The sequence below is a fragment of the Gordonia sp. NPDC003376 genome (assembly GCF_053589235.1).
This window is the reverse complement of the sequence record NZ_JBSFRM010000018.1, coordinates 83,827-110,048: the sequence shown is the minus strand read 5'-3', so window position 1 is coordinate 110,048 and position 26,222 is coordinate 83,827. Positions and strand designations below refer to the sequence as shown.

21 protein-coding genes are annotated in these 26,222 nt (G+C 68.8%); 18 read left to right on the top strand and 3 right to left on the bottom strand.

What is annotated here, in order from left to right:
* The first annotated feature begins 38 nt into the window (after positions 1–38).
* Positions 39–1,817, top strand: a complete 1,779-nt coding sequence (arc, locus tag ACWDUA_RS17835) for a proteasome ATPase (protein WP_449752332.1) — start codon at positions 39–41, stop codon at positions 1,815–1,817.
* Positions 1,818–1,897: 80 nt separating this feature from the next.
* Positions 1,898–4,441, top strand: coding sequence for an FHA domain-containing protein (locus ACWDUA_RS17830; RefSeq protein WP_449752347.1), 2,544 nt, complete (start codon positions 1,898–1,900; stop codon positions 4,439–4,441).
* Between the two features lie 86 nt (positions 4,442–4,527).
* Here ACWDUA_RS17830 and glgP read toward each other — a convergent pair whose 3' ends face one another.
* Entirely contained in the window at positions 4,528–7,080 is a 2,553-nt protein-coding gene (gene glgP / locus ACWDUA_RS17825; protein ID WP_449752331.1) for an alpha-glucan family phosphorylase, read from the bottom strand.
* Between the two features lie 93 nt (positions 7,081–7,173).
* On the opposite strand from glgP, the gene dop reads away from it, so the two are divergent.
* The 11 genes from dop to ACWDUA_RS17770 all read left to right on the top strand — a co-directional run bounded on the left by dop (position 7,174) and on the right by ACWDUA_RS17770 (position 19,433).
* A complete protein-coding gene (gene dop, locus ACWDUA_RS17820) occupies positions 7,174–8,673 on the top strand; it encodes a depupylase/deamidase Dop (protein WP_449752330.1) in 1,500 nt (499 codons plus the stop codon).
* A 200-nt stretch (positions 8,674–8,873) separates the two neighbouring features.
* Positions 8,874–9,065 carry a ubiquitin-like protein Pup gene (locus ACWDUA_RS17815; RefSeq protein ID WP_449752329.1) on the top strand — a complete coding sequence of 64 codons (192 nt, stop codon included), beginning with the start codon at positions 8,874–8,876 and terminating at the stop codon, positions 9,063–9,065.
* On the top strand, positions 9,062–9,937 hold the full coding sequence (gene prcB / locus ACWDUA_RS17810; RefSeq protein ID WP_449752328.1) for a proteasome subunit beta: 876 nt from the start codon (positions 9,062–9,064) through the stop codon (positions 9,935–9,937). The genes ACWDUA_RS17815 and prcB overlap by 4 nt, the downstream gene beginning before the upstream one ends.
* The gene (gene prcA, locus ACWDUA_RS17805) at positions 9,934–10,743 is read left to right on the top strand and encodes a proteasome subunit alpha (protein ID WP_449752327.1); all 810 of its coding nucleotides are present in this window, start codon (positions 9,934–9,936) and stop codon (positions 10,741–10,743) included. The genes prcB and prcA overlap by 4 nt, the downstream gene beginning before the upstream one ends.
* Positions 10,744–10,831: 88 nt before the next feature.
* Positions 10,832–12,190: a Pup--protein ligase gene (gene pafA / locus ACWDUA_RS17800; protein WP_449752326.1), complete on the top strand. Its 1,359-nt coding sequence runs from the start codon at positions 10,832–10,834 to the stop codon at positions 12,188–12,190.
* A 17-nt stretch (positions 12,191–12,207) separates the two neighbouring features.
* On the top strand, positions 12,208–13,221 hold the full coding sequence (locus ACWDUA_RS17795) for a helix-turn-helix transcriptional regulator (RefSeq protein WP_449752325.1): 1,014 nt from the start codon (positions 12,208–12,210) through the stop codon (positions 13,219–13,221).
* Entirely contained in the window at positions 13,221–14,204 is a 984-nt protein-coding gene (locus ACWDUA_RS17790; protein WP_449752324.1) for a helix-turn-helix transcriptional regulator, read from the top strand. The genes ACWDUA_RS17795 and ACWDUA_RS17790 overlap by 1 nt, the downstream gene beginning before the upstream one ends.
* 25 nt (positions 14,205–14,229) lie before the next feature.
* Positions 14,230–14,487, top strand: coding sequence for a Sec-independent protein translocase subunit TatA (gene tatA / locus ACWDUA_RS17785; protein ID WP_449752323.1), 258 nt, complete (start codon positions 14,230–14,232; stop codon positions 14,485–14,487).
* A 10-nt stretch (positions 14,488–14,497) separates the two neighbouring features.
* Positions 14,498–15,463 carry a twin-arginine translocase subunit TatC gene (gene tatC, locus ACWDUA_RS17780; protein WP_449752322.1) on the top strand — a complete coding sequence of 322 codons (966 nt, stop codon included), beginning with the start codon at positions 14,498–14,500 and terminating at the stop codon, positions 15,461–15,463.
* 99 nt (positions 15,464–15,562) lie between these two features.
* Entirely contained in the window at positions 15,563–18,391 is a 2,829-nt protein-coding gene (locus tag ACWDUA_RS17775) for a DEAD/DEAH box helicase (RefSeq protein WP_449752321.1), read from the top strand.
* Positions 18,392–18,548: 157 nt separating this feature from the next.
* Positions 18,549–19,433, top strand: a complete 885-nt coding sequence (locus ACWDUA_RS17770) for a DUF4333 domain-containing protein (RefSeq protein WP_449752320.1) — start codon at positions 18,549–18,551, stop codon at positions 19,431–19,433.
* A gap of 51 nt (positions 19,434–19,484) precedes the next feature.
* On the opposite strand, the gene ACWDUA_RS17765 is transcribed toward ACWDUA_RS17770, so the two are convergent.
* Positions 19,485–20,450 carry a 5'-3' exonuclease gene (locus tag ACWDUA_RS17765; RefSeq protein ID WP_449752346.1) on the bottom strand — a complete coding sequence of 322 codons (966 nt, stop codon included), beginning with the start codon at positions 20,448–20,450 and terminating at the stop codon, positions 19,485–19,487.
* A gap of 107 nt (positions 20,451–20,557) precedes the next feature.
* On the opposite strand from ACWDUA_RS17765, the gene ACWDUA_RS17760 reads away from it, so the two are divergent.
* Positions 20,558–21,676, top strand: coding sequence for a M24 family metallopeptidase (locus tag ACWDUA_RS17760; RefSeq protein WP_449752319.1), 1,119 nt, complete (start codon positions 20,558–20,560; stop codon positions 21,674–21,676).
* 35 nt (positions 21,677–21,711) lie between these two features.
* Here the strand turns inward: ACWDUA_RS17760 and ACWDUA_RS17755 are convergent, their stop codons facing one another.
* Complete coding sequence (locus ACWDUA_RS17755) at positions 21,712–22,113, bottom strand: PPOX class F420-dependent oxidoreductase (RefSeq protein WP_449752318.1); 402 nt, start codon at positions 22,111–22,113, stop codon at positions 21,712–21,714.
* A 46-nt stretch (positions 22,114–22,159) separates the two neighbouring features.
* On the opposite strand from ACWDUA_RS17755, the gene ACWDUA_RS17750 reads away from it, so the two are divergent.
* From ACWDUA_RS17750 to ACWDUA_RS17735, 4 genes are read left to right on the top strand one after another with little or no spacing between them, the layout of a single operon-like run.
* Positions 22,160–22,930 carry an SDR family NAD(P)-dependent oxidoreductase gene (locus ACWDUA_RS17750; RefSeq protein WP_449752317.1) on the top strand — a complete coding sequence of 257 codons (771 nt, stop codon included), beginning with the start codon at positions 22,160–22,162 and terminating at the stop codon, positions 22,928–22,930.
* Positions 22,927–24,273, top strand: coding sequence for a precorrin-6y C5,15-methyltransferase (decarboxylating) subunit CbiE (gene cbiE / locus ACWDUA_RS17745; RefSeq protein ID WP_449752316.1), 1,347 nt, complete (start codon positions 22,927–22,929; stop codon positions 24,271–24,273). The genes ACWDUA_RS17750 and cbiE overlap by 4 nt, the downstream gene beginning before the upstream one ends.
* Positions 24,270–25,049: a cobalt-precorrin-4/precorrin-4 C(11)-methyltransferase gene (locus ACWDUA_RS17740; RefSeq protein WP_449752315.1), complete on the top strand. Its 780-nt coding sequence runs from the start codon at positions 24,270–24,272 to the stop codon at positions 25,047–25,049. The genes cbiE and ACWDUA_RS17740 overlap by 4 nt, the downstream gene beginning before the upstream one ends.
* Positions 25,046–25,786, top strand: a complete 741-nt coding sequence (locus tag ACWDUA_RS17735; protein ID WP_449752314.1) for a cobalt-precorrin-6A reductase — start codon at positions 25,046–25,048, stop codon at positions 25,784–25,786. Before ACWDUA_RS17740 ends, ACWDUA_RS17735 begins: the two co-directional genes overlap by 4 nt.
* Positions 25,787–26,222: the final 436 nt, after the last annotated feature.

Sequence of the window (26,222 nt, the reverse complement as noted above, 5' to 3'; positions counted from 1 at the left end):
ACTCCGTTGGGAGTGGTTGCCGGGGAGAGGAGTCAGCAATGACCGAATCTGATCGCCACGACGCTTCGACACCGAATCCGGGCGAGGCCCCGAACACGTCCGAGGACGCGTTCACCCCCGCCTACACACCGCCGCTGGCGCGTGCCGAGCAGGCGGCGTACGGCCGGCCGTCCGACCCCAAGGATCTCCAGGAGCGGGTCGACAACCTGACGGCACGGAACGCCAAGCTGCTCGACACCCTCAAGGAGGCCCGCCAGCAGCTGGTGGCGTTGCGTGAGGAGGTCGACCGACTCGGGCAGCCGCCCAGCGGATACGGCGTCCTCCTCGAGGTGTGTCCCGACCAGACCGTGGACGTGTTCACCTCCGGACGCAAGATGCGGCTGACCTGCTCGCCCAACATCGACGTCGACACCCTGCACCGCGGCCAGACGCTGCGGCTGAACGAGGCCCTGACCGTCGTCGAGGCCTGCGAGTTCGACACCGTCGGTGAGATCAGCACCCTGCGTGAGGTGCTCGGTGACGGGCAGCGTGCACTCGTCGTCGGCCACGCCGACGAAGAGCGTGTGGTGTGGCTGGCCGAACCACTTCTCGGCGACTTCGACGCCGAGGACGGGCATCGCCGCAAGCTGCGCCCCGGTGACTCGCTGCTGATCGACACCAAGGCGGGATTCGCGTTCGAGCGGGTACCCAAGGCCGAGGTCGAGGACCTGGTGCTCGAGGACGTGCCGGACGTCGGCTACGAGGACATCGGTGGTCTCGGCCGGCAGATCGAACAGATCCGTGACGCCGTGGAACTGCCGTTCCTGCACAAGGACCTGTTTCGCGACTATGCGCTGCGTCCACCGAAGGGCGTCCTGCTCTACGGCCCGCCCGGATGCGGGAAGACGCTCATCGCCAAGGCCGTCGCGAACTCGCTCGCCAAGAAGATCGCCTTGGCGCGCGGCGACGATGCCAAGGAGGCGAAGTCGTACTTCCTGAACATCAAGGGTCCGGAGCTGCTCAACAAGTTCGTCGGTGAGACCGAGCGGCACATCCGCCTGATCTTCCAGCGTGCCCGGGAGAAGGCGTCCGAGGGAACCCCGGTCATCGTGTTCTTCGACGAGATGGACTCGATCTTCCGCACGCGTGGTTCCGGTGTGTCCTCCGACGTGGAGACCACCGTCGTCCCGCAGCTGCTCAGCGAGATCGACGGTGTCGAGGGCCTCGAGAACGTGATCGTGATCGGTGCCTCCAACCGTGAGGACATGATCGATCCCGCGATCCTGCGCCCCGGCCGCCTGGACGTGAAGATCAAGATCGAACGTCCCGACGCCGAGTCCGCGATCGACATCTTCTCCAAGTACCTCACCGTGGGATTGCCGGTGCATGCCGACGACCTCGCGGAGTTCGGCGGGGATCGCACGGCGTGTGTCAACGCGATGATCGAGAAGGTCGTCGAGCGGATGTACGCCGAGAGCGAGGACAATCGCTTCCTCGAGGTCACCTACGCCAACGGCGACAAGGAGATCATGTACTTCAAGGACTTCAACTCCGGTGCGATGATCCAGAACGTCGTCGACCGTGCGAAGAAGTACGCGATCAAATCGCAGCTGGACACCGGTACACCGGGTCTGCGGGTGCAGCACCTGTTCGACTCGATCCTCGACGAGTTCGCCGAGAACGAGGATCTGCCGAACACGACCAACCCGGACGACTGGGCGCGGATCTCCGGCAAGAAGGGCGAGCGGATCGTCTACATCCGGACGCTGGTCACCGGCAAGAGCTCGGGTGCGAGTCGCGCGATCGACACCGAGACCAACACCGGTCAGTACCTCTAGTCGGCTGACCGGCCGACGAGTACGGGACGCCGTCGCCTGCGACACACTAGAGTCTCTCGGTGATGAACAGCAGCGTCTCGATGGTCCGGGGCCGAGTCACCGTCGGCGGGGTGACCCACTCCTTGGGTGGGTCACCCCGCGTCGCGGTGGGGCGAACGCCGGACAACGATCTCGTCGTCAACCATCCACTGATCTCCCGCAGGCACCTGCTGATCGAATGGCGGGGAACCGGGTGGTGGGTCGTCGACGCCGGCAGCACCAACGGATTCTTCGTCGGCGGTAACCGGGTCGACGAACTCCCCCTGAACGGATTCACGACCTTCCGGATCGGTGACCCCACCACCGGGCCGATCGTCGAGGTGGTCCTCGACACCGCCGGCGGGCCCGGACTGCCGGGTCGGCCGCCGGCGTCGGGGGCGTTCCCCGGCCAGAACCCCACACCGGGCTCGGGTCCGATCCACGGGGTCGGCCCGCACCGTCCGGCCGCCCCGCCCGGGTCGGGTCCGATCCGACCGCCCATGCGCGTGCCGGCACCGGGGACCTACCAGCCCGGTTCGGCCCGGCCCGGCCCGGTCGGGGAGATGCCGCCGGAGTTACAGGATGCGCCACACCTGCAGGCGCTCAAGCAGAACGTGTCGGCGATCTACCAGTTGCCCGGCCGCGGACCGGCCCCCCGTCGGGAGACCATCTCGCTGACCGGTGTGCAGACCATCGGCCGCACCCCCGACAACGACATCGTCGTCAGCGATGTGCTCGCCTCCCGACGGCATGCCCGGGTGCTGACCCAGGCCGACGGCCTCTACATCGAGGATCTCGGCAGCGTCAACGGCACCTACGTCAACGGGCATCGCGTGCAGCGCACCCGCCTGTCCGACGGCAACGTCGTCACCATCGGCAACAGCGACCTCGTCGTCTCCGGCGGTTCGCTCATGCGTGGCCAGGCCCAGGATGTCGTCGCCGGCGGTCTGCAGGTGCACGGCGTCGGTCTCGTCGTGGACGGCGGCAAGCACCTTCTGCAGAACGTCGAGTTCAGCGCCGGGCCGGGCACCCTCACCGCGGTGATCGGCCCCTCCGGCGCCGGCAAGTCGACGGTGTCGAAGATCGTCGCCGGACTCAACTCGCCGACCAGCGGACAGGTGACCTTCGAGAACCGCAGCGTCCACGACGAGTACGACGCGCTGCGCACCCGGATCGGGATGGTCCCGCAGAAGGACGTTCTGCACCACAAGCTGACCCTGCGGCAGGCGCTGCGATACGCCGCCGAACTCCGGCTGCCGCCGGATCTGTCGAAGTCCGACCGCGACAACGTGATCAACGGTGTGCTCGCCGAGCTGCAGCTGACCGAACATGTCGACACCCGTGTGGAGAAGCTCTCCGGTGGCCAGCAGAAACGTGCGTCGGTGGCGATGGAGCTGCTCACCGGCCCGTCGCTGCTGATCCTCGACGAGCCGACATCCGGCCTCGACCCGGCACTGGACCGTCAGGTCATGTCCACCCTGCGGCGTCTCGCCGACGCCGGCCGTGTGGTGCTGGTGGTCACCCACTCGCTCACCTATCTGTCGATGTGCGATCAGGTGCTGCTGCTCGCGCCGGGCGGTAAGACCGCCTACTGCGGTTCTCCGGATCAGGTCGGTGCGGCGATGGGGACCTCCGACTGGGCCGAGATCTTCTCGTTCGTCGCCGACCAGCCGGACACCGCGCACATGCGGTATCTGCAGGGCCGGCGCGCGCCGACGCCGCCCCCGCCGCCGCGACCACCGGGCCCGCCGATCCCGGTGCCCCAGACCAGCTTCGGCAGGCAGTCGAGCACCATCGCCCGACGCCAGGTCCGCCTGATCTTCGCCGACATCGGCTACCTGGTGTTCCTGGTCCTGCTGCCGGTGGTGCTGGGTCTGCTCACCCTGGTGATCCCCGGCTCGACCGGCTTCGGGAAGGCGCTCGCACCGCCCGGTTCACCGCCGGGTACCCCACCCAAGGACGGTGCCGAGGCCATCCAGGTGCTCGTGGTCCTCGTGGTCGGGGCGGCCTTCATGGGGGCTGCCCTCACCGTGCGAGATCTGGTGGGCGAGCGCGACATCTTCGAGCGTGAGCGTGCCGTCGGTCTCCGTCCCGGCGCCTACCTGTGGGCGAAGGTCGTCGTGTTCTTCATCGCCGCGATCGCCCAGACCGCGGTGATGGTGGCGATCACCTTCGCCGGGCGCGGCCTGCCCGAGATGGGTGGACCCGGGGTGCCTCCGCCGGTCGCACTGTTCGTCGCGGTCGCCGCGCTGGCGTGTGTGTCGACCCTGGTGGGTCTGGCCATCTCGGCGGCGGTGAAGTCCAACGAGCAGGTCATGCCGCCGTTGGTGATCGTCGTGATGGTGCAGCTGGTGTTCTGCGGTGGTCTGTTCAAGCTCGACGGCCCGGGGCTACAGCAGCTGTCGTGGATCTTCCCGTCCTTCTGGGGCTATGTGGGTGCCGCCGGCGCGGTGGATCTCGACCAGATCAATCCGGCCGCACCCCAGCGCATCCCGTTGTGGGAGACATCCTGGGCCCACACCGCCCTGGCGTATGGTGTCCTGCTGCTGATGGCGGTGCTGCTGTATCTGTTCACCTACTCGCGGTTGCGCCTGAAGAAGCGCTGACCGACACCCACCGTCGCCACACCGACGACGATGCCCCGTCACCGGAGAGGTGGCGGGGCATCGTCGGTGTCGCGGGTCGTCGACCGTTACGGTGCCGCCGGATAGGCCACCAGGCCCAGCTCGGCGTTGTCGGCGAGCAGGCTGTGGGTCGGCAGTACCCGCGCGGTGTAGCCGACGACCCCCGATTTGAGCGGGTGGACCACCGTGGCGTAGCGCGTGCGACCGGCCGCGTCGGCGTCACCCACCGGCGACATCGTGGTCAGGATCGGGTGGCTGATCTCGCCCTCGTCGTCGACCCGGCCGAGCACCGCCTGCACCGCCACGTCGTCGGGGGAGAGCTCGCCGAGGGCGACCTGCGCGGTGAGTTGCAGCGCCTCGGCACCCGACTCGGAGTCCTCGTCGATGGCTGCGATCGCCACCGCGGGCCAGGCCGCGGTCAGCCGGGCGCGGTAGGCGGCGAGGTCGCGGGCCCCGGCGTAGTCGTCGGCGACCGCAGCGGTGTAGGCCTGTGCGGCCGGGGTGTACAGCTCGTCGGTGTAGTCCCGAACCATCCGCGACGCCAGCACCTTGGGCCCGAGGACGCTCAGCGTGTGCCGCACCATCGCGACCCAGCGTTCGGGCAGACCGGTGTTGTCACGGCCGTAGAACAGCGGGATCACCGAGTTCTCGAGCAGTGAGTAGAGTGCCTCCGCCTCGAGGTCGTCGCGACGATGCTCGTCGGTGACGCCCTCGGCGGACGGGATCGCCCACCCGTTGTCGCCGTCGGCCATCTCGTCCCACCAGCCGTCGAGGATCGACAGGTTCAGTCCGCCGTTCAGCGCCGACTTCATCCCGGAGGTTCCGCACGCCTCCATCGGTCGCACCGGATTGTTCAGCCACACATCACATCCGGCGTAGATGTGGCGGGCCATCGAGATGTCGTAGTCGGGCAGGAAGACGATGCGGTTGCGCAACGCCGGGTCCTCGGTGAACCGCACCACCTGTTGGATGAGGGCCTTGCCCCCGTCGTCGGCGGGATGTGCCTTGCCGGCGACCACGAGCTGGATCGGCCGATCGGGGTCGGTGAGCAGCCGACGCAGTCGGTCGGGGTCGCGCAGCATCAGGGTCAGGCGCTTGTAGGTCGCGGCCCGTCGAGCGAACCCGATGGTCAGCACCTCGGGATCGAAAAGATCTGCGGTCCAGCCCAGTTCGACCTCGCTGAACCCGCGTTCGCGGCCGCTGGCGTGGGCGCGGCGACGGACCTCGTCCACGAGCTGGGCGCGCAGCTCCTGGCGGGTCTTCCACAGAGCGCCGTCCGGTAGGTCGGCGTAGCCCGCAGCAGCGGAGTCCTCGTCGTGACCGACGAGCTCTCGCCACGGACGTGCCACCCAGGTGAAGCCGTGAACGCCGTTGGTGACCGACCCGATCGGCACCTCGTCGGCGTCGAATCCGGGCCACAGGCCGGCGAACATCTCGCGACTGACCGCACCGTGAAGCTGCGACACACCATTGGAGCGCTGGCCGAGACGGAAACCCATGTGCGCCATGTTGAACACACCGGGGTCGCCCTCCGAGCCCAGTTCCAGGACGGTGCTCGCAGGCAGCCCGGGCAACAGCCGCGACGACCCGGCGTCGTCGGCGTCGAGGTAGTACGAGACCAGATCCCTGGGAAAGCGGTCGATGCCCGCGGGGACCGGGGTGTGGGTGGTGAAGACGTTCGATGCCCGCACCACCGACTCGGCGCAGTCGAGGTCGAGACCGGAGACGACGAGCTCACGGACGCGCTCGGCACCCAGGAACCCGGCGTGACCCTCGTTCATGTGGAAGACGGTCGGCTCCGCGCAGCCGGTGATGCGCACGTACTCGCGCAGCGCCCGGACACCGCCGATGCCGAGCAGGATCTCCTGCTTGATCCGGTGATCCTGGTCGCCGCCGTAGAGGCGGTCGGTCACCAGGCGCAGCTCGTCGTCGTTGGCCGGGATGTCGGAGTCGAGCAGCAGCAACGGGATCCGGCCCACGGTCGCCACCCAGATCTGGGCGTGCAGCACACGGCCACCGGGGACCGAGATGGTCACCGTCACCGGGCGGTCGTCGGCGTCGGTGAGCAGGCTCAGCGGCAACACTCCCGGATCGTTGACCGGGTAACGTTCGAGCTGCCAGCCGTCGTGCGACAGGCTCTGCCGGAAGTACCCGGACCGGTAGAACAATCCCACGCCGATCAGCGGCAGACCGAGGTCGGAAGCCGCCTTGAGGTGGTCGCCGGCCAGGATGCCCAGACCGCCGGAGTAGATCGGCAGGACCTCGGTGATCCCGAACTCCATGGAGAAGTAGGCGATGCCCTGGGGCATCTCCCGCCCGGCCTCGGCCTGCTTGCCGAACCACTGCGGTGCCGACCGGTAGGTGTCGAGTTCGGTGCGCAGGTCGCGCAGCCGAGTGCGGAACCCCTCGTCCTCGGCGAGTTCGTTCAGGCGCGCCGAGTCGATCTCGGCGAGCAGTCGTAGCGGATCGCCGGACGCGGCCCACAGGGCCGGATCGATCGTCGCGAACAGATCCTGGGTGGCCGTGTGCCACACCCAGCGGAGGTTGTGGGCGAGGACGGCGAGGTCGACCAGCGGTGTGGGCAGGGGAACTCGGACCGTGAACCGGCGGAATGCTTTCACAGGTGCCAACGCTACCGAGTACGGGGCCGACCTGCGACCGATGCGATGGTGGTGCGTGCGCCGTTCACGAGCAGGACATCTAGGCTCGTTCCCATGCAGCGAATCATCGGTACCGAGGTGGAGTACGGGATCTCCGCACCCGGCGACCCGACCGCGAATCCGATCATGACGTCCACACAGGCCGTTCTGGCGTATGCCGCGGCCGCCGGGGTGCCCCGCGCCAAGCGCACACGCTGGGACTACGAGGTCGAGTCGCCTCTGCGCGACGCCCGCGGATTCGACCTCGGGCGGGGTGGTGGACCGGCCCCGATCATCGATGCCGACGAGATCGGTGCGGCCAACATGATCCTGACCAACGGGGCGCGCCTCTACGTCGACCACGCGCACCCGGAGTACTCCGCGCCGGAGGTCACCGATCCGCTCGACGCGGTGCTGTGGGACAAGGCGGGCGAGCGGGTCATGGAGGCCGCCGCCCGGCACGTCGCCAGCGTGCCCGGTGCCCCGCGACTTCAGCTGTACAAGAACAACATCGACGGTAAGGGCGCCTCGTACGGCACCCACGAGAACTACCTGATGAGCCGGGATACGCCGTTCACCGCGGTGATCAACGGGCTCACCACCTTCTTCGCCTCCCGGCAGGTGATCTGCGGGTCCGGCAGGGTCGGGATCGGTCAGTCCGGCGACGAGGCCGGCTACCAACTGTCCCAGCGGTCCGACTACATCGAGGTCGAGGTCGGGCTGGAGACCACACTGAAGCGGGGCATCATCAACACCCGCGACGAGCCGCACGCCGACCCCGAACGGTATCGCCGGCTTCACGTGATCATCGGCGACGCCAACCTCGCCGAGACCGCCACCTACCTCAAGGTGGGCACCACCGCCCTGGTCCTCGACCTGATCGAGGCCGGCGTGGACCTCTCCGATCTCGAGCTGGCCCGCCCGGTGCAGGCCGTGCACACCATCAGCCACGACCCCTCGCTGCAGGCGACCGTCGCGCTCACCAGCGGTCGGGAGCTCACCGGCCTCGCCCTGCAGCGGGAATACCTCGATCGTTGCATCACCTTCCACGAGCGCGAGAACTCCGACGACGAGCGCGTCGTCGACGTCCTGCACACATGGGCCGACGTGCTCGACAAACTCGAACGCGATCCGATGGAATGTGCCGACATCCTCGACTGGCCGGCCAAGCTGCGGATCATGGAGGGCTTCCGCCAACGCGAGGGGCTCGGCTGGTCGGCGCCGCGGCTGCAGCTGATCGACCTGCAGTACTCCGACGTGCGACTGGACAAGGGGCTCTACAACCGGCTCGTCGCCCGGGGTTCGATGAAGCGCCTCGTCGACGAGGCGGACGTGATGCGGGCGATCACCGAGCCACCCACCAACACCCGCGCCTACTTCCGTGGCGAGTGCCTGCGCCGCTTCGGTGCCGACGTCGCCGCCGCCAGCTGGGACTCGGTGATCTTCGACCTCGGGGGCGACTCGCTGGTCCGCATCCCGACGCTGGAACCGTTGCGCGGCAGTCGCGCCCACGTCGGGAAGCTACTCGACTCGGTGAATTCGGCGGCGGACCTCGTCGACCAGCTCACCACCTGATCGCCGCCCGGCGGTCAGGCGGTGTGGGACCGCTGACCACCGCCGGGCGATCATCCGGACTTCTCCTCGTGTTCTGCCCGACCTGAACCGACTCTCGCCGGTAGTGTGGACCTACCGACGGGAGTCGGGATGCACGACCGGCAACGAGTTTGCACCGCGCGGCGGCCGCCGGGCCGCCGCCGAGAGAAGGGGCCAGGCAGATGGCGCAGGAACAGACCAAGCGTGGTGGCGGCGACGATGACGGCGAGCTCGGCCCCGACGGCGGTGCGGGCCAGGAACGTCGGGAGAAGCTCGCCGAGGACACCGATGATCTGCTCGACGAGATCGACGACGTGCTCGAGGAGAATGCCGAGGACTTCGTCCGCGCCTACGTGCAGAAGGGCGGCCAGTGAGCGACAGGTTCGGTTCACTGCCCGGCAATCCCACTGATCGACCCGCACCGAGCCTCGGCGCAGACATCTCCTCGTTCTCCGACTACATCCGGGCGCACGCGCCCGAGCAGTTGCCGTCTGTCCGCGCCGACCGGATGGCCGCGATGACCGGCGGTGATGCCTCCGAGATCCCGCACGGCACCACGATCGTGGCGGTCAGCTTTCCCGGCGGGGTGATCCTTGCCGGTGACCGGCGGGCCACCATGGGCAATCTGATCGCCACCCGCGACGTGCAGAAGGTGTATATCACCGACGAGTATTCGGCCGCGGGGATCGCCGGCACCGCCGGGATCGCGATCGAGATGGTGCGGCTGTTCACCGTCGAACTCGAGCACTACGAGAAGATCGAGGGCGTCCCCCTCACCCTGGACGGCAAGGTCAGTCGCCTCGCATCGATGGTGCGCGGGAACCTGGGCGCGGCCATGCAGGGCCTCGCCGCGATCCCGCTGCTCGTCGGATACGACATCGACCACGACGACCCGTCCGAACGGGGCCGGATCTTCTCCTTCGACGTCGCCGGTGACCGGCACGAGGAGTTCGGCGGGTACACCGCGATCGGTTCCGGTTCGGTGTTCGCGAAGTCGTCGCTGAAGAAGCTCTACCGTTCCGACCTCGACGAGGCAGGAACGCTCGCGGTGGCCGTCGAGGCGTTGTACGACGCCGCCGACGACGACACCGCCACCGGTGGACCCGACATCGTCCGCAGGATCTTCCCGACCGCCGTGGTCGTGGGTGCCGACGGCGCCCGGGAGATCGACCGGACCGACATCGAGTCCGCGGCCCGCGCGATCGCCGACCGCCGCGCCGCCGAGCACGAAGGAGATGTGCGGTGACGTTCCCGTACTACGCCAGCGCCGAGCAGATCATGCGCGATCGTTCGGAACTGGCCCGCAAGGGAATCGCGCGGGGACGCAGCGTCGTGATCCTGACCTACGCCGACGGTGTCCTGTTCGTCGCGGAGAACCCGTCCAACACACTGCGCAAGACCAGCGAGATCTACGACCGCATCGGCTTCGCCGCGGTCGGCAAGTACAACGAGTTCGAGAGCCTGCGCAAGGCCGGGATCCAGCTGGCCGATCTGCGTGGCTACAGCTACGACCGCAACGACGTGTCGGCGTTGTCGCTGGCCAACACCTACGCCAATGCGCTCGGCTCGGTGTTCACCGAGCAGGCCAAGCCGTACGAGGTGGAGTTGTGTGTGGCCGAGGTGTCACGACCGGGAAAGCCCCGTCCATCCCAGCTCTACCGGATCTCCTACGACGGCTCGATCGCCGACGAGACCCGATTCCTCGTGATGGGCGGTGCGACCGAGTCGATCGCGGCGGCGCTGCGGGAGTCCTATCAGCCCGATCTGCCGTTGGCCGGTGCGCTCGGCATCGCCGTCGCGGCGCTGTCCACGCCCGCCGACACCGGCAGTTCCGGCCAGTCCGCCGCACCCCGGGAGCTGAACCCGTCGGATCTGGAGGTCGCGGTGCTCGACCGCAACCGGCCCCGGCGCGCCTTCAAGCGGCTGACCGTGGCGAGGGTGGAGGAACTGCTCCCGGCCCCGCCCGTCGAGATCACCGACACGGGGACCACCGACACGGGGACCACCGGTGCCGGGGCGACCGGCGGTGAGGGGAGTGACAGTGAATCCTGAACCGAACAAGGCCAATCCTGAACGGGGCGCGGGGAATCCGCCGCGCGCCAACCGCCTCGGCCGGGCCTTTCACGAGTAGGGTTGAACCGTGCAGCGTCGAATCATGGGTATCGAGACCGAGTTCGGTGTCACGTGCACCTTCCACGGTCACCGTCGGCTCAGCCCCGATGAGGTGGCGCGTTACCTGTTCCGGCGGGTGGTGTCGTGGGGTCGGTCCTCCAACGTCTTCCTCCAGAACGGCGCCCGGCTTTATCTCGACGTCGGGTCGCACCCGGAATACGCGACCGCCGAGTGCGACGGGCTGATCCAGCTGATCAACCACGATCGCGCGGGGGAGCTCGTCCTCGAGGACCTCCTGGTCGATGCCGAGCAGCGACTGGCCGACGAGGGCATCGGCGGCGACATCTACCTGTTCAAGAACAACACCGACTCCGCGGGCAACTCGTACGGCTGCCACGAGAACTACCTCGTGGTGCGGGCGGGCGAGTTCTCCCGGATCTCCGATGTCCTCCTGCCGTTCCTGGTGACCCGGCAACTGATCTGTGGGGCGGGCAAGGTGCTGGCCACCCCGAAGGCCGCGACGTTCTGCCTGTCGCAGCGCGCCGAGCACATCTGGGAGGGCGTGTCGTCGGCCACCACCCGGTCACGGCCGATCATCAACACCCGAGACGAACCGCATGCCGACGCCGAGAAGTACCGCCGTCTGCACGTGATCGTCGGCGACTCGAACATGGCGGAGATGACCACCATGCTCAAGGTCGGCTCCGCGGCACTGGTCCTCGAGATGATCGAGGCCGGCGTGACATTCCGGGACTTCGCACTGGACAACCCGATCCGTGCGATCCGCGAGGTCAGCCACGATCCCACCGGACGGCGTCCGGTGCGACTGGCCGGCGGCCGTCAGGCGACTGCGCTGGAGATCCAGCGTGAGTACCATGCGCGTGCCATCGAACACCTCGTCAACCGGCAGCCGGATCCGGAGATGGACATGGTGGTCGACCTGTGGGGTCGGGTGCTCGACGCGGTCGAGGCCGACGACTTCTCGAAGGTCGACACCGAGATCGACTGGGTGATCAAGCGCAAACTGTTCCAGCGCTACCAGGACCGGTACTCGATGGAGCTCTCGGATCCGAAGATCGCCCAGCTCGACCTGGCCTTCCACGACATCAAGCGGGGCCGCGGCGTGTTCGATGTGCTCACCCGCAAGGGGCTGGTCCGGCGGGCCACCACCGACGAGGCGATCGCCACCGCGGTCAACGAGCCACCGCAGACCACGCGGGCGAAGCTGCGGGGCGACTTCATCTCGGCCGCACAGAAGGCCGGCCGGGACTTCACCGTCGACTGGGTACACCTGAAGCTCAACGACCAGGCCCAGCGCACCGTCCTGTGCAAGGACCCGTTCCGCAGTGTGGACGAGCGCGTCGATCGCCTGATCGCCTCCATGTGAGCCGTAGGGTCACAGGCGTGGCAACCAAGGCTTCCGCGACGCGGATCTCGAAGGTGGAGCGTCAGCTCAATCTGGTGATCTGTCTGCTGACGACACGTCAGTACGTGACCGCCGACTACATCCGACGCAATGTCGCCGGCTACCAGGACGACGACCGGTCCGCAGAGGCGTTCAACCGGATGTTCGAGCGGGACAAGACCGAACTGCGTGAGCTCGGGATCCCGCTGGTCACCGGCCAGTCGGTGGGCGGACACGGCAGCGACGGCTACCGGATCAACCGGGACAGTTACGACCTGCCCGACATCACCCTGGATCGCGACGAGGCCGCCGCGATCGCCATGGCCGCGGCGCTGTGGGACACCCCGGAGATCTCGGCGATCTCGCAGACCGCGGTGCTGAAACTCCGCGCTGCCGGATTCGACGTCCGCGCCGAGGACGAGATCGGGGTGTCGGCGGCCGATGCAACCCGATCGATGGGGTCGGAGGCCAGCCTCGGTGCCCTGCTCGCCGCGATCGACGCCCAACAGGCGGTCACGTTCACCTATCGTGCGGGCAGCACCGCGGCCGGCATGAGCCGCACCCTGGAGCCGTGGGGTGTGGTGACCCACCGCGGACGCTGGTATGTCGTCGGCCACGACCGTGATCGTGCGGACACCCGCACGTTCCGGTTGAGCCGCATATCGGAGGTCACCCCGCTGACCGAACCCGATCCGGTGGCGGTCCCGGAGGGGACCGATCTGCAGGCGATCGTCACCGCGGCGGTCGACTCCGCGGTCGGGTCCGACGGACGAGTCGCCGGCATCTGGGTGGCCGCCGGGCGCGCCGCCGGGTTGCGCCGGCTGGCCCGCGCCTCCCGAACCCTCGAGTTCGACGGTGAGGTGGGATCGCTGCTCGACATCGAGATCAGGTCGCTCTCGGCGCTGACCCGGCTGGTCCTCGGCGCCGGTCCCGACGCCGTGGTGCTGTCCCCGCCGGAACTCCGCTCGGCCGTGATCGACGCTCTCGACGAGCTGACCGGGGCGGAAGCGTGATGGTCACCGCACAACCGTCCCGGCTGAACCGGCTGCTCGCGCTCGTCCCGTACTTCCTCGCGCGCAACGGGATCTCGGTGGAGCAGGCCTCCGCCGACCTGGGCGTCACCCCGAAGCAGCTGACCAAGGACCTCGAGCAGCTGTTCGTCTGTGGATTGCCCGGCTACTATCCCGACGACCTGATCGAGCTGGAGTTCAGCGAGGGACATGTCCACGTCGGTTTCACCGCCGGGATGGACCGACCGCTGCGGCTGACCCCGAGTGAGGCGAGCATCCTGCTGATCGCGTTGCGTGCACTGCTCGACACCCCCGGTGCGGTAGATCGTGAGGCCGCGGGTCGCGCGATAGCGAAGATCGAGCTGGCGGTCGGTTCGCCGGCGCTCGGGCCCGGGCGACTGTCGGTGGCCGCCCCGTCGGCGGGGGTGGGGGAGAGCAGTGAGGAACCCCGCTACCGCGCGGTCCGGGAAGCGGTCCGAGAGCACCGCGCCCTGGAGATCGACTACTACTCGGCGTCGCGCGACACCGTGGCGCGTCGAATCGTCGACCCCATCTCGCTCGAGGCGGTCGAAAACCACACCTATCTCCAGGCATGGTGCCGGAGCAGCGAGGGCATCCGGCTGTTCCGGTTCGACCGGATCGACGCTGCCACCGTGCTCGACGAGGCCGCCGCTCCACCGGCCGCGGCCGGACCGACACAATCGCCGATCCTGTCGGAGAACCCCGGGTTGCCATCGGTGGTGATCGAGATGGACGCCGACGCGCAGTGGATACTCGACTACTACGACCTCGAACCGATGGAGAACCTCACCGACCGCCCGGACCCGTCGTCGCCGGTCCGCGCCCGGCTGGTCTACGGCTCGGCCGAGTGGCTGACCCGATTCCTCCTCGGTTTCGGCGGCCGGGTTCGTGCGGTCGACGAACCGGACATCGGTCGGGACGTCGCCCACAGCGCCGGGCGGGCCCGCGCGCGCTACGATGGTTGACGAGACGAATCAAAGGGGCTTTCCGATGGGTGCATTGTCGTGGTGGCATTGGGTGATCGTATTGGTCGTCCTGGTGCTGCTGTTCGGTTCCAAGAAGCTGCCCGACGCGGCACGCGGTCTGGGACAGTCGCTGAGGATCTTCAAGAGCGAGGTCCAGGAGATGCAGAAGGACGGCACCACCGAGGCGCCGTCGTCCCAGGTCGAGACGCCGCGTGAGCTGCCTGCTTCGGACAAGTCGGTGGACGCCGGCCCGGTGACCGACAACACGAAGAAGTCCGCCTAGGCGAAGCCCGGTGCGGATTCCGTTCGACCCGAGGCACCGCAAACGCAAGATCAACCCCGACGGCACGATGCCGTTGGTGGAGCATCTGCAGGAGTTGCGTTCTCGCCTGCTCATCTCACTCGCCGCGATCGTCGTCACGACGATCTTCGGCTTCGTCTGGTACTCCCATGGCATACCCGGTGTCGGGTCGCTCGGTGATCTGCTCCGGGAGCCGTACTGTTCGTTGCCGGCGTCGTCACGTGCGACGCTGACCCCGGACGACAGTTGTCGTCTGCTCGCGACAGGTCCGTTCGACCAGTTCATGCTGCGCCTACAGGTTGCGCTGACCGCAGGTCTGGTCCTGGCGTGTCCGGTGTGGCTGTATCAGCTGTGGCAGTTCATCACGCCGGGCCTGCACCAGAACGAACGCAAGTATGCGATCAGTTTCGTCAGTGCCGCTGCGGTCCTGTTCGTCGCCGGTGCGGTGCTGGCCTACATGGTGGTCGCCAAGGCCTTCCATTTCCTGCTGACCGTCGGCAACGACGTGCAGGTCACCGCACTCGCCGGCGACCAGTACTTCGGGTTCATGATCCACCTGCTGATCATCTTCGGAGTCAGCTTCGAGCTGCCCTTGCTGATCGTGGCGTTGAACCTGGTCGGTGTGCTGACCTATGCGCGCCTCAAGGCGTGGCGGCGTGGCCTGATCTTCACCATGTTCCTGTTCGCCGCGATCGTGACCCCGGGCCAGGATCCCTTCACCATGCTCGCGCTCGCGCTGGCGCTGACCGTCCTGCAGGAGATCGCCATCCAGATCGCGAGGCTCAACGACCGTCGCCGCAACCGGGCGTCGTCGGACTGGGCCGGCCTGTCCGACGACGAGGCGAGCCCGCTGCCCGAGCCCTCACCGCGACCGACGGCGTCGACGATCCCCGTTGCCACCCCCGCACCGGCACGGTCCTCGGTGCGCGACCGCGCCACCTTCGACGACGTCCTTTGAGTACTGTGCCGGGGTGGGGTGTGCCCCGGCGGGCCGGACACCGCCGACGCATCGCCTCCGGCAGGCGCATCGGGTGCCGGAGGTGACATGCTGGAGGCGATGACTTCCAGCGATCATGTTCTCGAGCAGCCCGCTGTCCCGACCGCGTTCGACGAGTTCGCCGCACGGCTCGACTTCCGTCTCGACGACTTCCAGAGCCGCGCCTGCCAGGCCCTCGAATCCGGACACGGCGTGCTGGTGTGCGCGCCGACCGGTGCAGGCAAGACGATCGTCGGCGAGTTCGCCGTCCACCTCGCCCTCGCGGGTGGCACGAAGTGCTTCTACACCACGCCGATCAAGGCGCTGAGCAACCAGAAGTACCACGATCTCGTCGAGGTACACGGGGAGGCGGCGATCGGCCTGCTGACCGGTGACACCTCGATCAACTCCGATGCCCCGATCGTGGTGATGACCACCGAGGTGGTCCGCAACATGATCTACGCCCGGTCACCGGCACTGCGCGGACTGTCACACGTCGTGATGGACGAGGTGCACTTCCTCGCCGACCGCTTCCGCGGCGCGGTGTGGGAAGAGGTGATCCTGCATCTCGAACCGTCGGTGCGGGTGGTGAGCCTGTCGGCCACGGTCAGCAATGCCGAGGAGTTCGGTGACTGGATCCAGACCGTTCGCGGCGACACCACCGTCATCGTCGACGAGCACCGGCCGGTGCCCCTGTCGCAGCACATGCTGGTCGGGAACCGGCTGTTCGACCTGTTCGACCCACACCCCCATGACCATGGTGGCCGTGCCAAGGTGAATCCGGAGCTCAAACGGCACATCCGGCACAAGATCCTGCTCGCCGACGAGCACGACACCAGGCGCGGCGGCCACCGGTCGGGGCGCGGTCGGGGCGGTGGTCGGGGCGGTGGGTTGCCGCGTCCCCAGGTGGTGGCCCGGCTCGAACGAGAAGGGCTGCTGCCGGCGATCGGGTTCATCTTCAGTCGTGTGGGGTGTGATGCCGCCCTCGCCCAGTGCCTGCGGTCGGGACTGCACCTGCTGACGCCCGAGCAGGTGGTCGAGGTCGACGAGGTGGTCGACCGGCATCTCACCGAACTGTCGCCTGCCGACGCCGACATCCTCGGAGTGGAGGAGTGGCGGGCCGGGCTGCGCCGCGGCTTCGCCGCGCACCACGCGGGTCTGCTGCCGACCTTCCGGCACACCGTCGAGGAACTGTTCGTCCGTGGCCTGGTACGGATGGTCTTCGCCACCGAGACACTGGCGCTCGGAATCAACATGCCGGCCCGGTCGGTGGTCCTCGAGCGGCTCGTCAAGTTCAACGGCGAGGCACACGTCGACCTCAGCCCCGGCGAGTTCACCCAGCTCACCGGCCGCGCCGGGCGTCGTGGCATCGACGTGGAGGGACACGCCGTGGTGGTGTGGACCCCGGAGATCGTGCCCGAACAGGTCGCCGGCCTGGCCGGTGCGCGTACCTTCCCGCTGCGCAGTTCGTTCGCCCCCGAGTACAACATGGCGGTCAACCTGCTCGGCCGGCTCGGACTCGAAGGGTCGCGGGACCTGCTCAACCGGTCGTTCGCGCAGTTCCAGGCCGACCGGTCGGTGGTCGGTGACGCCCGCAAACTCGATGAGCAGTCGGTCCGGCTGCGACGACTCGACGTGCAGCTGACCACCGCCGCCGAGATGCGGGGGATCGACCCCGGCGTGGTGACGACAGGTGGCGCCGATACCCCCGACGACCCGTACGGCGACGACCCCCATGCAGGATTCCTCGGCTACATCACGCTGCGCGAGGACATCCGCCGCCGGGAGCGGGAGGTGCGATTCGAGCGGCGTACCAACACCCACGAGAACATCGCCGCCGAACTCGCCTCGCTCAAGCGCGGCGCGGTGATCGGGCTCCACGGGGGCCGTCATCGCGGTCTCGCGGTGGTGCTCGAGACCGCCGGGCACCCCGCCGACCCCCGTCCGCTGGTGCTCGTCGAGGACGGCTGGTGCGGTCGCGTCGGTATCCGGGACTTCGTCAACCCGCCCGAGGTGCTCGGCGGCATGCGACTGCCCAAGAACCCTGACCGCCGGACCGGGCGCGGTCGGCGCGACCTCGCGTCGGCACTGCGGTCGACCGGGATCGAGGTACCCAAGGGTCGCAGTGGCAAACGTGCCACCGCCGGTGAGGACGCCGAGCTGGGACGGTTGCGGCAGCGTCTCCGCTCGCATCCGGCGCACAGGATCGACGGGTCGGACGATCTGTTCCGGCTCGCCGAACAGCGCAATCGAGTGCTGCGGGACATCGTCAACATCGAACGCCGGATCGGCGAACGTACCTCCACCCTTGGCGTGACCTTCGACCACATCGTCGGGGTGCTCAGCGAACTCGGGTACGTCGAGTACGTGAAGGGTGCCGTCCAGGTGACCCCCACCGGCGTCCTGCTCAGCCGGATCTACAGCGAGAGTGATCTGCTGGTCACCGAGTGCATCCGTGCCGGTGTCTGGGATCGGCTCGGCCCCGCCGACCTCGCCGCCGTCGTCGCGTCGATGGTCTTCGAGTCACGCCGTGAGTCCTACTCCGGGGCCGATGTCATGCCGGGTAACACCGCGTTGCGCACGGCGATCGCCGAGACCGTCGAGATCTGGCGCGATCTCACCACCGTCGAGAACCGTCATCGGGTCGCGCCCACCCGTGAACCCGACACCGGGTTCTCCATTGCGGTGTCGTTGTGGGTGTCGGGGCGTTCGCTCGCCGAGTCCCTCGCCGCCGCAGGAGAACGCGGCCAGCTGCTGTCCCCGGGCGACTTCGTCCGCTGGAACCGGCAGGTGGTCGATCTGCTCGAGCAGATCCGGCTCGGGGTGGGCGACGATTCTCCGCTCGCGGCGTCGGCCCGTTCGGCGGTCGGAGCGATCCGACGAGGTGTGGTGGCCGCAGAACTCAGTTGAGCGGACGGGACCCGGGTGAGCGACGTCGGTGGGGGAAGACGCCATCCGACGGACACCACGACGACGCGTGGTCTCGAGTCGGTGTCTGCGCCCGATTGCTGCGGTACGGTTGCGCACAGCAGCACGCCGGAGTGCTCCGACCAGAGGCGGGAGACAGATGAGCCACCCGAACGACCCGAACGCGCCCAGCACTCCGCCGCCGGGCGGAGACGGTGAGGAGCGCACCGAGGTCGTGCAGGTTCCGGGTACGCCGCCGCTGACGCCTCCGGGCGGCACCCCACCCACGACGCCCGCGCCGCCGACAACCGTCACCCCGCCCCCGGGATATGCCCCACCGGGGTACGCGACACCACCCGGCCAGGCGAGCAGCCCGTACGGAGCTCCGGCTGCGGCGCCGGGCTCACCGGGGAATTACAACCCGACCCAGGTGGCCCCGACCGGGCAGCCGGGCCGGCCCGGTGACGTCGGGCAACCGGGCGGTTACGGTCAGCCCGGGGGTTACGGTCCGCCGGCCGCCTATGGCCAACCCGGCGGTTACGGTCAGCCGGCAGCCTTTGGTCAGCCGAGTCAACCCGGTACCGGGGGCTTCGGGCAGTTCGCCCAGCCCGGTCAGGCACTGCCCATGCCGGGGCAACCCGGGCAGGGTCAACCGGGACCGGGGCAGGGGCAGTTCGGGTACGGACAGCCCGCCGACCAGTTCGCCGGCATGGCGACCCCCTCCCAGAAGAAGGGCCCGTGGCGCATTCTCGTCGGCGTCGGGGTCCTGCTGATCATCGCCGCGGTGGCGATCGTGGTGACCGGCTGGTTGTGGTGGTGGCCCCGTGAGCTCGATCAGAATGCTGCGCAGGACGGTGTCAAGAGCGTCCTGGTCGAGCAGTACAAGATCGACAACGTCTCCGACGTCAGCTGCCCGTCCGGCCAGCGGGTGAAGCAGGGCAACTCGTTCACCTGCTCGCTCACCGTCGGCGGTCAGAAGCAGCAGGTCAAGGTGACCTTCCTCGACGATGACGGCAAATACGAGGTCGCGCGTCCGACCAGCTGACCTGCCACCTGCCCGATCCCATCCGAGCGCTCGCGCGGCAGCGCCGCGTGGTCAGCGTGTGGTCGTGAAGTCCCAGCCCAGCGCCTTGGACAGTCGGGTGACCGACGCGCCGATACCGAGTTCGGTGACGAGGTCGGCCAGCCGGGCCGGGTCCGCCGGTGCCGCCGGCAGCGGGTCGGGCCCACTGCCGACGGTGTCGGCGTCGGTGCGCACGAACACCACCGGACGTGCCACCCCAAGGTAGTCGGTGGCGGCGATCATCGCCTTGCGGGCACGTGTCGCGAGCCCCGACCCCGGGTCGACGGCCGCCGCCTCGAGGGCATCCAGGTCGCCGTATTCGCTGATCAGCTTGGACGCGGTCTTCTCACCGATCCCGGCGACCCCGGGCAATCCGTCGGACGGGTCGCCGCGGAGGATGGCCATCTCGGCGTAGGCGGATCCGGCCCGTGCCACCGGTACCGCGTACTTCTCGGCCACCTCGAGCGGGCCCATCAGCTCGGCCTTGGCCAGGCCACGGCCGACATAGAGCACCCGCACGGCCACCGGATCGTCGGTCACCACCTGCAACAGGTCGCGGTCTCCGCTGACGACCAGCACCGGATCGGTGGTCTCGGCGAACGCGAGGGTGCCGATCACGTCGTCGGCCTCGCAGCCCTGCGCACCCGACGTGGCGATCCCGGCGGCAGCGAGTACGTCCATGATCATGTCGACCTGCGGGGTCAGGGTGTCGGGCACCTCCTCGACATCGGCACCAGCTCGATGACCGTCGGCGGCGACGGTTGCGGCCTGCGCCACCCGATGCGCCTTGTACGACGGGATCAGCTCGGTCCGGAACGCCGGCCGCCAGTCGAGATCGAGGCAAACGACCAGCCGGGTCGGCGACTCACGGTTCACCAGATTCGCGATGGTGTCGATGAACCCGCGCACCGCGTTCACCGGACGGCCGTCCGGGGCGGTCATCTTCTCCGGCAGGGCGTAGAACGAGCGGAACCACAGGCTGGCCCCGTCGAGCAACATCAGCGATCCGGTCATGCCCACACTCTGTCATCCCGGCCCGACACGCGGCCATCGGATCCCGACACGGCTCGGCGAGGTTCGGCATGCCGACGCGTAGGCTGCCCTCCATGACCACCGCCCCCCGCTTCGGTTCGGATGTCTACGGCACGCGCCTGGCCCGCGCCGCCCGCCTCACCGCCGACGCAGGCCTCGACGCCCTGATCGTCTCGCCGGGACCGGATCTGCGATATCTGCTGGGATCGCGCGCCGACACCTTCGAACGGCTCACCGCGCTGGTGGTACCGGCGGACGGTGCACCACGGCTCGTCGTCGCGCGCCTGGAGGTGCCGTCGCTGACGGAGTCGGCGGCCGTCGACCTCGGTCTCGAGGTGGACGACTGGGTCGACGGCCAGGATGCACACGCCCTCGCCCTCGGCGCCCTCGGTATCGGGGCCACCGTCGCGGTGTCCGAGGCGATGCCCGCACTGCACGTGATCCCCTTTGCCGAGAAGATCGGCGCCACACCACAATTGGCGACACCGGTGCTGCGGGAGCTGCGAATGGTCAAAGACGACGCCGAGATCGAGGCGCTGCGTACCGCCGGAGCAGCGATCGACCGTGTCCATGCGCGGATGGCGGAGTTCCTGCGACCCGGACGTACCGAGCGGGAGGTGGCCGCCGACATCGCCGCCGCGATCGTCGAGGAGGGCCACACCGGTGCCGAGTTCGTGATCGTCGGCTCCGGCCCCAACGGCGCCGACCCGCACCACGAGTACTCCGACCGGGTCGTCGAGGCCGCCGACATCGTCGTGATCGACATCGGGGGACCGGTGGAACCCGGCTACAATTCGGACTCGACCCGGACCTATTGCTTCGGCGAACCGTCCGCCGAGATCGCCGATACCTACGCCGCGCTGCAGCACGCCCAGGCCCTGGCGATGGCGGCGGTGCGTCCCGGGGTCAGCGCGGAGTCGATCGACGCCGCCGCGCGCGACGCGCTGCGCGAGCAGGGGCTGGCCGACGTGTTCATCCACCGCACCGGACACGGGATCGGGCTGTCGGTGCACGAGGAGCCCTACATCGTCGCGGGCAACGACCTCGTGCTGCGACCGGGGATGGCTTTCAGTGTGGAACCGGGCGTGTACTTCGCGGGCCGCTGGGGTGCCCGGATCGAAGACATCGTGGTGGTCACCGATGACGGTGGTGAGCCCCTCAACACCCGACCGCACGATCTCGTCGTCCTGTAGCGAGCCGACTCCACGGGTGCGCCGTCGGGAGCGGGTCAGCCCAACAGCGTGCGGGAACCCATCACCCGCTCCACCTGCACCTCGATCACCACACGCCGGGGGTTGGGCTTCGGTTGCCGGTACCGGGCGGCATAGCGGCGTTCGGCATCGGTGACCTGATCGGGTTCGCGTCGGATCGTCGCCTTGCCCTCCAGGGTGAGCCAGCGCGGGCCGTCCACATGGGTCAGGGCGGCGTATCCGCCGCGCTCGACGTTGCGGACCTTGTGGCTGCCGTCGACGGTGATCACCCGCGCCACGGCCGCCTCGGCGTCGTAGGTGAACCCCACCGCCACCACATGGGGTGTGCCGTCGGCCCGCAGGGTGGCCAGGCTGGCCAGGTGGTACTCGGACAGGAACGCGAGTGCGGCCGGGCCGAGCTGGGCGTGCGAGCGTGACATGGCCCCAACCCTACGGGCGGTCGGCGGCCGGTGGGATACTCACCCCGTGACCTCGCATCGCAGCGCCCCGGGTTCCATCGTCGTGTTCGGTGGACGCAGCGAGATCGGTGTCGCGCTGGCCACCCGGCTGTGCGCGGACCGGACGGTGGTACTCGCGGCCCGGCGTCCGGACGACCTCGCAGATCAACGGGCGGCGCTACTCGGTGCCGGTGCCCGTTCGGTGGCCACGGTCGGCTTCGATGCCGACGACACCGCTTCGCATCCCGCCCTGATCGAGCAGGTCGTCGCCGACCACGGGCCCATCGAGGCGGCGATCATCGCCTTCGGCATCCTCGGCGACCAGACCCGCGCCGAGGCCGATGTCACCCACGCGATGCAGATCGCCCACACCGACTACCTCGCGCAGATCAGCGTGCTGACACCGCTCGCCACCGCACTCCGCACTCAGGGGTCGGGGACTCTGATCGTGTTCTCGTCGGTGGCGGGTGTCCGCGTCCGGCGCGCCAACTACGTCTACGGTTCCACCAAGGCCGGTCTCGACGGATTCGCCAGCGGACTCGCAGATGCCTTGTACGGCACGGGCGTTCGGTTGCTGCTCGCGCGTCCCGGGTTCGTCGTCGGGGCCATGACCGCGGATCTGATGGCATCCGGGGTCCAGCCCGCACCGTTCTCGGTGACCGCCGATCAGGTCGCCGACGCGGTGGCACGCGCGTACCGGAAGGGACGCGGCGAGGTGTGGATCCCGGGTCTGCTGCGTCCGATGTTCTTCGGGATGCGCCTGCTCCCTCGCGCGATCTGGCGGCGACTGCCCCGATGAGCGAGATCGACCCACGGACACCGGAATCCGGCTCCCCGGGCCCTGTTTCCCCGGGTGGTGTCACCCCGAGCATCGTCGTCGTCGGGATCGGCGCCGATGGATGGGACGGCCTGTCCGGCCGCGCCCGCCGGGCCCTGCAGTCGGCGACGACGATCATCGGGTCGCGTCGGCAGCTCGATCTCCTCCCGCCGCTCCCGGCCGCCCTCGTGGCATGGCGGTCACCCATGTCGGCGCACCTCGCCGAGGTGGCCGGCCGCGTCCGGTTCAGCCACGCCCGGGCCGATACCCCGATCGATACCGCCCGAACCGCCACGGCGTCGGACACCGATGATGCGCCGGTGCACATCCTGGCCAGTGGCGACCCGATGTTCCACGGCATCGGCACATCCCTGGTCCGGGAAGTGGGCGCCGACCGCGTCACGGTCATCCCGGCGGTGTCCAGTGCCGCGTTGGCCTGTGCGATGCTCGGCTGGGATGCCGCGCACACACCGGTCGTGAGCACCGTCACCGCACCGGTGTCGGTGGTCGCGAGCGCCGTCTCCGGGGGCAACCGTTTCCTGATCCTGAGCCGCGATGGCACCACGCCTGCCCAGGTCGCGGATCTGTTGACCGCCCTCGGGTTCGGCGATTCGCCGATGACGGTCCTGGAGCAGCTGGGCGGCCCTGCCGAGCGCCGGCATTCTGCGCGCGCAGTCGCCTGGGACGAGGCACTCGTCGACCCCCTGAACATCGTCGCGGTGGAGTGTGTCGGCCCGCGGCGCACCCTGCTGCCGGGCCGACCGGACGACACCTACTCCCACGACGGTCAGATCACCAAGTCCACCGTGCGTGCACTCACCGTCTGCGCGCTCGCGCCGGCCGGTGCACAGGTGTTGTGGGACATCGGTTCCGGGTCGGGCAGTGTCGCTGTCGAGTGGCTGTGTGCCGACGCCGGCGGGCACGCCGTGGCCTTCGAGGTCCGCGCCGACAGGTCTGCCCACATCCCCGACAACGCGGACCGTTTCGGGGTCGGTCATCGGCTCCGGGTGCTCGGCGGGTTCCCGCAGTCCCTCACCGACTCCATTCCACGACCCGACGCGGTGTTCATCGGCGGGGGTCTCGACGAGCCGCTGCTGGAACGGGTCTGGGCCGAACTCGGTGTGGGCGGCCGGCTCGTGATCAACGCGGTGACCATCGAGAGCCAGACCCTGCTGACCGCGTGGTCCGCCCGCCACGGTGGCGTGCTACGCCGGATCGGCGTCGAGACCGCTGCGCCGCTCGGCGTTTTCACCACCTGGCGACCCGCGCTTCCGATCGTGCAGTGGATCGTCGACAAGCGCCCGGATGGGGGAGAGTCACCATGACCGTCTACATGATCGGTGCCGGTCCCGGCACCGCGGACCTGCTCACCGTGCGCGCGGCCCGCATCCTGGCGCGTTGTCAGACCTGCGTCGTCGCCGGATCGCTGGTCCCCGACGACGTGCTCGACCTGTGCCCTCCGGGCGCCACGATCGTCGACACCGCGCAGATGCGGCTGGCCGACATCATCGAGCACATCGTCGCCGCCGACGCCGCAGGCCACGACGTTGCGCGCCTGCACTCGGGCGATCTGTCGTTGTATTCGGCGCTGACCGAACAGGTCCGGGAACTGAAGGCGCGTGGCCTGGAGGTGCGGTCGGTTCCGGGCGTCCCGGCCTTCGCTGCGGCGGCGGCCGTTCTGGAGACCGAGCTGACGGTGCCGGGGATCGGGCAGAGCCTGCTCATCACCCGGGTGTCGACGCTGTCCACCGACATGCCGCCGGGGGAGGACCTCGCCGAACTCGCGGCCACCGGCGTCACCATGGCGTTGCATCTCGCCGCACATCGCGCCGAGCAAATCGTCGAGGCGCTGACCCCGCACTATGGTGCGGACTGTCCCACCGCCACCGTCGCGTTCGCGTCCCGGCCCGAACAGCGGACCGTGCGGTGCAGGCTCGTCGAGCTCCCGGATGCGTTGGCGCGGGCCGGAATCCGCAAGACCGCGGTGATCTTCGTCGGCCGGGTCCTCGACGGGATCGACAACCCGGACCGGCTCGACAGCTATCTGTACTCGCAGTCACGGATGACCAAGCTGCGCAACGACTCCCAGGCACATCCGTGACGGTCCTGATCCTCGGTGGGACCGGTGAGGCCCGCGCCCTGGCCCGCTCACTCGACGACGACGGTGTGGATCTGATCAGCTCCCTGGCAGGCCGGGTCGCCGACCCGCGACTGCCGGTCGGTCCGGTCCGCATCGGCGGCTTCGGCGGCATCGGGCCGATGTCGGAGTGGTTGCGCAACAACGGAATGTGTGCGGTCGTGGACGCCACCCATCCGTTCGCCGCCACCATCACCACCCACGCGGTGGCCGCCTGCGCCGACGCCGGTGTTCCGCTCCTGCGGCTGCGTCGTCCGGCGTGGGAGTCCGGACCGGAGGACGACTGGCACCGCGTTCCCACCCTGGCCGACGCCGCCACGACCATCGGTGTCGGTCCCGCCCGGCGGGTGCTGCTCACCACCGGACGACAGGACGTGGGCGAGTTCGCGGGCGTCGACTCGGCATGGTTCCTGATCCGCGTCGTCGACCCGCCGACCGCGAGTCTTCCGGCCCACCACGAGATCCTGCGTTCCCGCGGGCCATATCACCTGGACGCCGAGCGAGAGCTCCTACGCACACATCGGATCGACACCCTGGTGACCAAGGACAGCGGCGGGGAACTGACCCGCCCGAAGCTCGACGCAGCACGCGAACTCGGTGTGCGCGTGATCATGGTGGATCGCCCGACCGAACCGGCGGGGCTGCGCACCGTGGACGCCGTCACCGATGCCCACACCTGGGTGAACCAGCAGCTGAGCTGACCGATCTCGTCATGGTGTTGGCCAAGGCCCGTCGGATCGGAGTGGTTGGTTACCGGCTCGATCGTCAACGGGTGGTGGATCGTTGGTGGTTGAGCCGTCGAGGAGCGGAGCGACGAGACGTGTCGAAACCTCGGTCGGCGGGGCTCGCGCCGTGACCACCTCAGGGGTGGGCGGCATTCGGCGTGGGCTGCGGAGATTTCGACTCGGGTCCTCGCCCTTCGGGCTCGGTCCCGGCTCAATCATCAACGGGTGGTTGATGGTTGACTGATCCCGCGAGCTATCGAAGGAGGCTCACGTCTCGATCATCAACGGGTGGTTGGTAGTTGACTGTTCCAGACAACTGTCGGGGATTGGCCTCGCCTCGATCATCAACGGGTGGTTGGCGGTTGACTGTTACCGCGAGCTATCGAAGGAGGCTCACGTCTCGATCATCAAC